This is a genomic window from Methylotenera sp. (assembly GCF_030684185.1).
In the GTDB taxonomy this organism is placed as follows: domain Bacteria; phylum Pseudomonadota; class Gammaproteobacteria; order Burkholderiales; family Methylophilaceae; genus Methylotenera.
This window is the reverse complement of the sequence record NZ_JAUXOY010000026.1, coordinates 71,759-78,908: the sequence shown is the minus strand read 5'-3', so window position 1 is coordinate 78,908 and position 7,150 is coordinate 71,759. Positions and strand designations below refer to the sequence as shown.

Annotated in this window: 12 protein-coding genes; all 12 read right to left on the bottom strand. The window is 45.8% G+C overall.

Features of this window, described 5'->3' with window-relative positions; all coding sequences use genetic code 11:
- Positions 1-270: 270 nt before the first annotated feature.
- Positions 271-834: a sugar transferase gene (locus Q8J82_RS10030; protein WP_305252420.1), complete on the bottom strand. Its 564-nt coding sequence runs from the start codon at positions 832-834 to the stop codon at positions 271-273.
- 75 nt (positions 835-909) lie between these two features.
- The gene (locus Q8J82_RS10025; RefSeq protein ID WP_304892145.1) at positions 910-1,245 is read right to left on the bottom strand and encodes a type II toxin-antitoxin system HicB family antitoxin; all 336 of its coding nucleotides are present in this window, start codon (positions 1,243-1,245) and stop codon (positions 910-912) included.
- Positions 1,246-1,359: 114 nt separating this feature from the next.
- Positions 1,360-1,521, bottom strand: a complete 162-nt coding sequence (locus Q8J82_RS10020) for a hypothetical protein (protein WP_304892144.1) — start codon at positions 1,519-1,521, stop codon at positions 1,360-1,362.
- A gap of 512 nt (positions 1,522-2,033) precedes the next feature.
- Positions 2,034-2,456 carry a type II toxin-antitoxin system VapC family toxin gene (locus Q8J82_RS10015; protein WP_304892143.1) on the bottom strand — a complete coding sequence of 141 codons (423 nt, stop codon included), beginning with the start codon at positions 2,454-2,456 and terminating at the stop codon, positions 2,034-2,036.
- Entirely contained in the window at positions 2,453-2,716 is a 264-nt protein-coding gene (locus Q8J82_RS10010; protein WP_304892142.1) for a type II toxin-antitoxin system Phd/YefM family antitoxin, read from the bottom strand. Before Q8J82_RS10010 ends, Q8J82_RS10015 begins: the two co-directional genes overlap by 4 nt.
- A gap of 72 nt (positions 2,717-2,788) precedes the next feature.
- Entirely contained in the window at positions 2,789-3,967 is a 1,179-nt protein-coding gene (locus Q8J82_RS10005) for an ATP-binding protein (RefSeq protein ID WP_305252425.1), read from the bottom strand.
- Between the two features lie 119 nt (positions 3,968-4,086).
- Complete coding sequence (locus Q8J82_RS10000; protein WP_305328224.1) at positions 4,087-5,049, bottom strand: SDR family oxidoreductase; 963 nt, start codon at positions 5,047-5,049, stop codon at positions 4,087-4,089.
- Positions 5,042-5,266, bottom strand: a complete 225-nt coding sequence (locus tag Q8J82_RS09995; protein WP_304892326.1) for a glycosyltransferase — start codon at positions 5,264-5,266, stop codon at positions 5,042-5,044. The genes Q8J82_RS10000 and Q8J82_RS09995 overlap by 8 nt, the downstream gene beginning before the upstream one ends.
- 276 nt (positions 5,267-5,542) lie before the next feature.
- A complete protein-coding gene (locus tag Q8J82_RS09990) occupies positions 5,543-5,854 on the bottom strand; it encodes an addiction module antidote protein (RefSeq protein ID WP_304892327.1) in 312 nt (103 codons plus the stop codon).
- Between the two features lie 3 nt (positions 5,855-5,857).
- A complete protein-coding gene (locus tag Q8J82_RS09985) occupies positions 5,858-6,157 on the bottom strand; it encodes a type II toxin-antitoxin system RelE/ParE family toxin (RefSeq protein ID WP_304892328.1) in 300 nt (99 codons plus the stop codon).
- Positions 6,158-6,453: 296 nt separating this feature from the next.
- The gene (locus Q8J82_RS09980; protein ID WP_304892329.1) at positions 6,454-6,795 is read right to left on the bottom strand and encodes a helix-turn-helix domain-containing protein; all 342 of its coding nucleotides are present in this window, start codon (positions 6,793-6,795) and stop codon (positions 6,454-6,456) included.
- On the bottom strand, positions 6,792-7,079 hold the full coding sequence (locus Q8J82_RS09975; RefSeq protein WP_305328223.1) for a DUF6516 family protein: 288 nt from the start codon (positions 7,077-7,079) through the stop codon (positions 6,792-6,794). The genes Q8J82_RS09980 and Q8J82_RS09975 overlap by 4 nt, the downstream gene beginning before the upstream one ends.
- Positions 7,080-7,150: the final 71 nt, after the last annotated feature.

Sequence of the window (7,150 nt, the reverse complement as noted above, 5' to 3'; positions counted from 1 at the left end):
ACCATAACCGTTCCCTGAGCTTGTCGAACCATAACCGTTCCCTGAGCTTGTCGAACCATAACCGTTCCCTGAGCTTGTCGAACCATAACCGTTCCCTGAGCTTGTCGAACCATAACCGTTCCCTGAGCTTGTCGAAGGGATAACTCTGATTAAGCGCCCTTCGACAAGCTCAGGGAACAGCTTCGACAAGCTCAGGGAACAGCTTCTACAGACTCAGGGAGCGTAAACCTGAGTGCTAAAAAAGCATTCTTACAAAGGCTTAATATTAGCTCAATGCTGAACCCCATCCCTACGCAACACCTTTAAAAACGTCAAAAAGATGATTTTCAAATCAAACCAAAAAGATTGATTAGTCATATAATCAATATCCAGCTTAACTTTATCGGGAATCGGCAGCTCATCTCTGCCGTTAATCTGCGCCCAGCCAGTAAGGCCTGGAACCAGCTTATCAACACCATACTGGGTGCGTAACGCCACTAAATCATCTTGATTAAATAAAGCAGGTCGCGGCCCTACAAAACTCATATCCCCGCTGATAATACTCCATAGTTGTGGCAATTCATCCAAACTGGATTTACGTAAAAAAGAACCTATCGGCGTTAAAAACTGCTTGGGGTCTGGTAAAAGATGAGTAGCTACAGCAGGAGTATCTACACGCATGGTACGGAATTTTGGCATTTTGAATATGTTGTTATTACGCCCTACGCGGTCAGACCAATATAAAACTGGGCCCGCTGAAGTTACTCTCACCATTACAGCCACCAGCAAAAAAGGCAACAGCAAAAACAGCAAAGCAATTAGCGCCAAACACAAATCAAATAAACGTTTTATCATTCAACAGTTAACCATAACTTTTATATTGGTAGCATTTACAAACATAGCATTCCTAACAGCTGATCTCCTAAACTATTAGGCGGAGGCGATACTTCTTTCTATTACTTCTGAAACCCAAGTGTTAAGACTTTTGCCCTTAGTTTCTGCTGCTATAGCTGCTCTTGCGTGCAGCTCTGGTTTTAAGCGCAATCTAAACTGCCCTGAGTATGGATGATTTGGTTCTCGGCCTAATTTTTCACAAGTCACCAAATAATCATCTACAGCCTCTATAAAAGCCGTACGAAGCTCTGCAACGCTTTCTCCATGAAAACCAATTGCATCACGAATGCCAGCAATATGCCCAATAAAGCACTTATCATCTTCACTATATTCAACACGAGCCGCATAGCTCTTATGTGTCATTGTGTTCATGGTTTTACTCCTAAACTTTCGATAAATTGTCTTGCATCACGCACCTGATACGGCTTAGCTTCCTTTGTTGGGTGCGGTCTATGAAAAGTTGCAATCAGACAAGATAATTGTCGCTCAATACAAGCCACTCTTCTCAAACCTTACCCTTGAGCCGTTGCCTTCAATCACTTGGCTGCCGATAGCAATTAACAATGCCTCAATACGACGCCACTCAAGAGACTTCGATACTGGGTTAGTGAAGATAGCCTCTAAGATCTTTTTGTGTGTTGCATTCATGTTTTTACATGGTATCAGACAGTGGAACCATGTCAACGGTAATTAAATATATTTTACAAGCGTCAAAATTGAGTGCGATTCAACTGGCTTATGACAGATAATCACCAATGAAATCAATATCCTTCTCGTAATCCTGAGCCGTGAGCACTTCGGCCTCGCTCAGGAGAGCCTTGTCGAACGCCCCAAAACTTAAAACCTTGTCTAAAGAATTAGTCTTGAAACAAACCCAGTGCAGTTGCCTTTAAACCCTGCTCAACAGAAAAAGGCGGCACCCAGCCGAGCAAGGTTTGCACCTTGGTAATACCCACCTGTAAGTTACCTCACAAACGCTGCGCCACGTCTTTTTTTCCAATCAAAGCGGCCCCAATTTCAATCAATTTTTGCGGAACTGGCAAAAGCCTAGACTTTACATTTACACCAAGCAACGTCACGCTTATCTGTTAAGCACCGCAAAAGTCGCGCTTAGCACAGCGCAAAAGTGAAAAGCATTGGACGATGTTTGACACTAACAACTACAAACATAACATTCCTAAAAGCTTGGCAGCCTTGTTTAGCCGTATATCGTAGCAAGCAAAAAATATTTGGGTTTGCGAAACACTTCCAGCTTCGAACGCGGCTGCTAACTGGATGCTGTCATATCCACGTAATGCAAATGTGTCAGCATATTCTCCCGCAAGCTCAACTAATTGTTGGCCTATTTCTAAAACTACGAAGTGCGGCCAATCTGCCGCCAGCGCAGCCTTAGCCTGCTCAATCGTAGCCGCATCTTCTGGCACTTCTCGCGCCCGCCTGGACAATGCAGCAAAAGCCTCTGTCCACGCAATTCGGCACACTGCAACAGCCTCTACCTCCTGCACCAGCGCTTTTAATTCCTCACTCCCTGCTTCGGTAATGTATAGCTTGAGCAGTGCAGAGGTATCGCAAAACAAAATCATCCGCGATCTTCCAACACTAGGGCAGAAACTAACTTACCTCGTTTTTGTAAACTAAGTGAAGCACCCATTGGCTTGCCACCTTGCCAAGCAGCTACTCCCGCCGCTAATAGACTCGACACCCCTGCGCTCGCAGTTGACGGCACTCCAACAATCCGCGCCACCACTTTACGATGCGAAGTCAGTTCAATCAACTGCCCAGACTGTGCCTGGCCAACATAGTGGGACAAATGAGACTTGAATTCCTGTATAGATACCTGCATATAAGACCTCTAATTCATAAAAACAAAGTACATTATGACCTTTTTATGCGAAATAAGTCAATGGCAACAATTCTATAGCTTGAGCCACTGCTCCGAAGCCAAACAAGCCGCAGGAACAGCAGTCACTCCCTCCGCCAATGGCCAGGGCTCACCCTCGCCGTGGCACATCACATACAAATGATCTAGCCCCAAAGCTGTTTTTGCCGAACGCATCGACGCGGTTACCTGTGGCGATTTTGTTAATTTTATTTCAAACCCCAAGCGACGGCCATTCTGAAGGATTAGCAAATCCAGCTCTGCGCCGCCATGAACCCCCCAAAAAAATGCCTCATCACGTTTTGCCCCAGTCTGGCGTATGATCTCGCGCAAAACAAAACCTTCCCAAGAAGCGCCACATTTAGGGTGCGCCAGCAAAGCATCTCGTTCGCCGATTCCCAGCAAACTATGCAGCAAGCCAGTATCTGCCACATAGACTTTTGGGGCTTTAACTTCGCGCTTGCCGATGTTTGCATGCCAAGGCGCCAAACGAAACGCCATGAATGTCCCCTCCAGAATATCCAGGTAGCGCGACACAGTCTTGTCACTCACACCCAGCGCCCGAGCCAACTCACTCCCATTCCAGGTTTGTCCGTGGTAATGCGCCAGCATGGTCCAGAAGCGGCGCAGTGTCAGCGCTGGCAGATGAATGCCCAATTGCGGCAAATCGCGCTCAAGATACGTACGAATAAACGCCTCACGCCACTCACGGCTAAGCTGCATATCGTTCGCGAGCAAAGCACGCGGAAAACCACCACGCAGCCAACGTGTATCCAGCCAATCAGGCTCAGTGGCAAATGGCGCAATTTCATCCAGCGCTAGCCCACTCAACTCGTGAAAGACAACTCGGCCTGCCAGACTCTCGGCGGTATGTTTCAATAATTCAGGAGCCGCGCTACCGAGGAGTAAGAAGCGAGCTGGCATATTAGGTCTATCCGCTAACACTCGCAACAATGGAAAAATATCCGGGCGAAGCTGAATCTCGTCCAGCACCACTAAGCCCTTCAACTCTCGCAGGACAAAAGCTGGATCAGCAAGGCGCGCCTGATCATCCGGATCTTCCAGATCAAAATGACGCTTCGGGCCACCCCACTCATTCTCCAACTGCCTTGCAAGCGTAGTTTTGCCAACTTGCCGCGCTCCCAATATAGCAACCACTGGAAAATTAGCAAGCTGTCTCTTTAGCAGCTCAAGATGACGTGTTCGTAAAATCATTCAAGCATTTTATATGAAAATTCGGAAGTTATGTACGAATTTTCATAGCCAAACCATTAGCAATCACTCCGCATCAATCGCTATCGTAACAATATCCCTGATATGAAATCAACACTCTGTTAAGAACGGATGTTGCGAAATCTTTCCGCCGTCGCACGTAAACCTTGCCCTATCGTATAAGGCGGTGTCCAACCAAGCAATGTGCGCGCCTTGGTGATATCCAACTGCAAATTACCACACAGCCGCTGCGCTACATTCCGTTTACCTAACAGAGCTGCACCAACTTCAATCAAACTTTTCGGTACAGGTAAAAGCCTTGCCTTCACTCCCAGCGCCACAGCACATCCTCGCAACAATTCTGTAGTCGAAAGATCGCATCCATCAGAAACCAAGAAAACTTGGTTTACTGCCGCTGGGTGGTCAATACATCGTAAAATCAAACTCACCAGATTTTCCACATACACAAAGCTGCGTTTATTGTGGATGGCCCCCAGCGGCAAGGGGATTCCACGTTGAACAGCCCGCATCATGCTAGCGAAATTAGCCTTTACGCCTGCCCCATATACAAGTGGAGGACGAATAATAACCACCTCCATGCCTGTTTGTTGCGCAATCAGCAAAAGACCTTGCTCAGCCTCAGACTTTGATATTCCGTAAGCATCTTGTGGATTCGCAGCGTCGCTTTCGGTAAATGGCTTTTCTTCCTCTGTAGCCTCACCACTCACCTTAATAGAGCTAACAAAAACGAACCGTTTAATACCAACCTTTGCTGCCTGCTGGGCAAGATTCAACGTGCCTTCAACATTAACCTTGCGAAATTCTGTTAGTGGATCAAGGGCGGTATCTTTCATCACATGTACCCGCGCAGCCAAATGAATAGCCACATCTACACCTTTGAGTGCATCAGTCCAATCGGCATCCCCATCAATCTCGCCAATGGTGACCATTTCTGCATTTTTAACCACTGAACTTGAAGAGCGCACCGCAGCTAATACCGAATAACCCTGACTAAGCAATTCTGCACAAAGTGACTTGCCAACAAAGCCACTCGCGCCTGTTACTAAAATTTTTTGATTAATCATTTGATGGTCGGCCCAATAAGTTTTGATAATACTTACGCATGGTATTCACTAGAATATCCGTGGTAAAAAAGTATGTGCGCGTGCCATAGCCTGTTTTGACATTTTTTGCGCGTAAATCTGCATTATTAGTTAAAGCCAGCAATGCCTGTTTGATTCCCTCAATACTTTTTGGTTGATGCAATATTCCTGTTTCACCATCCACTACCGCATCTACCACATCGTATATTATGCAATTATAAATTTACTTAATTAAGATTTTTCTGAGGCGGGCGAAGGTGTCCTGCAAATGACTACTTACAAAAAATTTCTGATACCCTCGAAAATGATTATACCAAACTACACTTAACCGTTGCTCCTTAGCAAAACGTGGTCTGCCCCGTATTATCTTCCGTATTATCTTATTATCGCCTACAGAACGTAACTCAGTTTATAAAGTTGGTCCGTCTGGGTTGGAACCATCAGATTGGAGCCGACCGGTTTAAAGCTATTGCTATCAGGCGGTGGCATGCACTGGTTGCGCGACTAAGCGCACACCAAGAGCGGCACACACACGGCTGACCGTATCGAAACGCGGTTCACTGCCTGGACGAAGGGCTTTGTACAGGGCTTCCCGCGTGATACCAGAATCCTTCGCAACCTGCGTCATACCTCGCGAGCGAGCAATGTCGCCAAGCGCCGCCGCCAGCAGTGCAGGGTCATTCTCTTCAAGTATGGTGGTGAGGTACGCCGCCACGTCTTCTTCGCTGTTTAGGTATTCTGCCGCATCGAACTCGGGGAGTTCGGAAATTTTTATCTTCTTAGTCATGGTTCAATTCTCCAAATATTTGGCCAATTCGATTGCCCTATTGATATCGGCCTGCTGCGTTGATTTGTCACCACCGCCAAGCATCACGATTAGCGCGTCACCTTTCTGTATATAGTACATTCGCCAGCCTGGCCCGAAGTGTTCGCGCATCTCGTACACACCTTCGCCCACCGACTCTACGTCGCCCAAGTTGCCGAGCTGAACCTTGCGCAAGCGCTTATTGAGGCGCTGCCGGGTTAAACTATCCTTTAGACCCTTGAGCCAGCCGGAGAACTCTTCGAGACGTTTTACTGTATAGATCATATCAGCAGTGTAATCGAATGATTACATATTGTAAAGAGATTCGGAAGGCGCTTGGGTAATACTATATAAATCGTGTCTGACCCCATTTGACCTTCTTACTAAACCACACCCTTGGCATCCTCCCCGCCCTAAAGGGCGGGGATTCCAGACGAAGCATCTGAATACAAAGTAAGTTACCCACAAAGCCACTTGCGCCAGTTATCATTGCCGAATGCATTTTCAAAAGAGTATGAAAGTTTAGTATAAATCGTGTCTGACCCCATTTGACACTTAACCCCATTTGACACTTAGAAAACTCACGCAGTTTTTAACATAAAATCTACGTGAATTGCATCATATCCAAAGGATATTTTACCTGCGTCTGTTTTATTTAATAATCCTGCTTTTAATAGCATTTGCACATCGGTATGAACAGCTTTAACATCACGATCTAAACGTCTGGCAATCTCACGCAGGGCTAATGGCTCACTGCCAGTAAGGGCCTTTACAATGGCCATACGATTAGGCGCCAATATTTTCCATAGCAAATCAAGACTGGCAAAGCTAATGTATGCGCCTTGCGCCTTGCCTTTTAATGCTTGCTTTGCACGTTCTGCAACGCTGTTAATTGATTCTACTGATAGCATGACAGTATTCATTGTTGGCTCTCCATTCGTTTAATTTGAGCAAAAAAATCATCTATCAATTGCTCGGTTGATACAAAGTTATAATCAATCTCTTGTTCATTACTATGAAGATGATCACCTTTGCCAGCTTCATTATCATAACGCAACACGCAATCACCATTTACAACATACGCTAGGCGATATTTGTAATCATGAGCTGAACTCTCTAACGGTGCTTGTAGTTGCCAAATCACAACTTCTGCAAACGCACTTTCGTTTAATACCAACCTTTGTTTAAGTAATAACCGTGCTTTCATGTTGTAAATTATAACAACACCACAACCGTTGTCAACAAAAACAACAGGCGTGGCAATTTTAAATCGTAAAC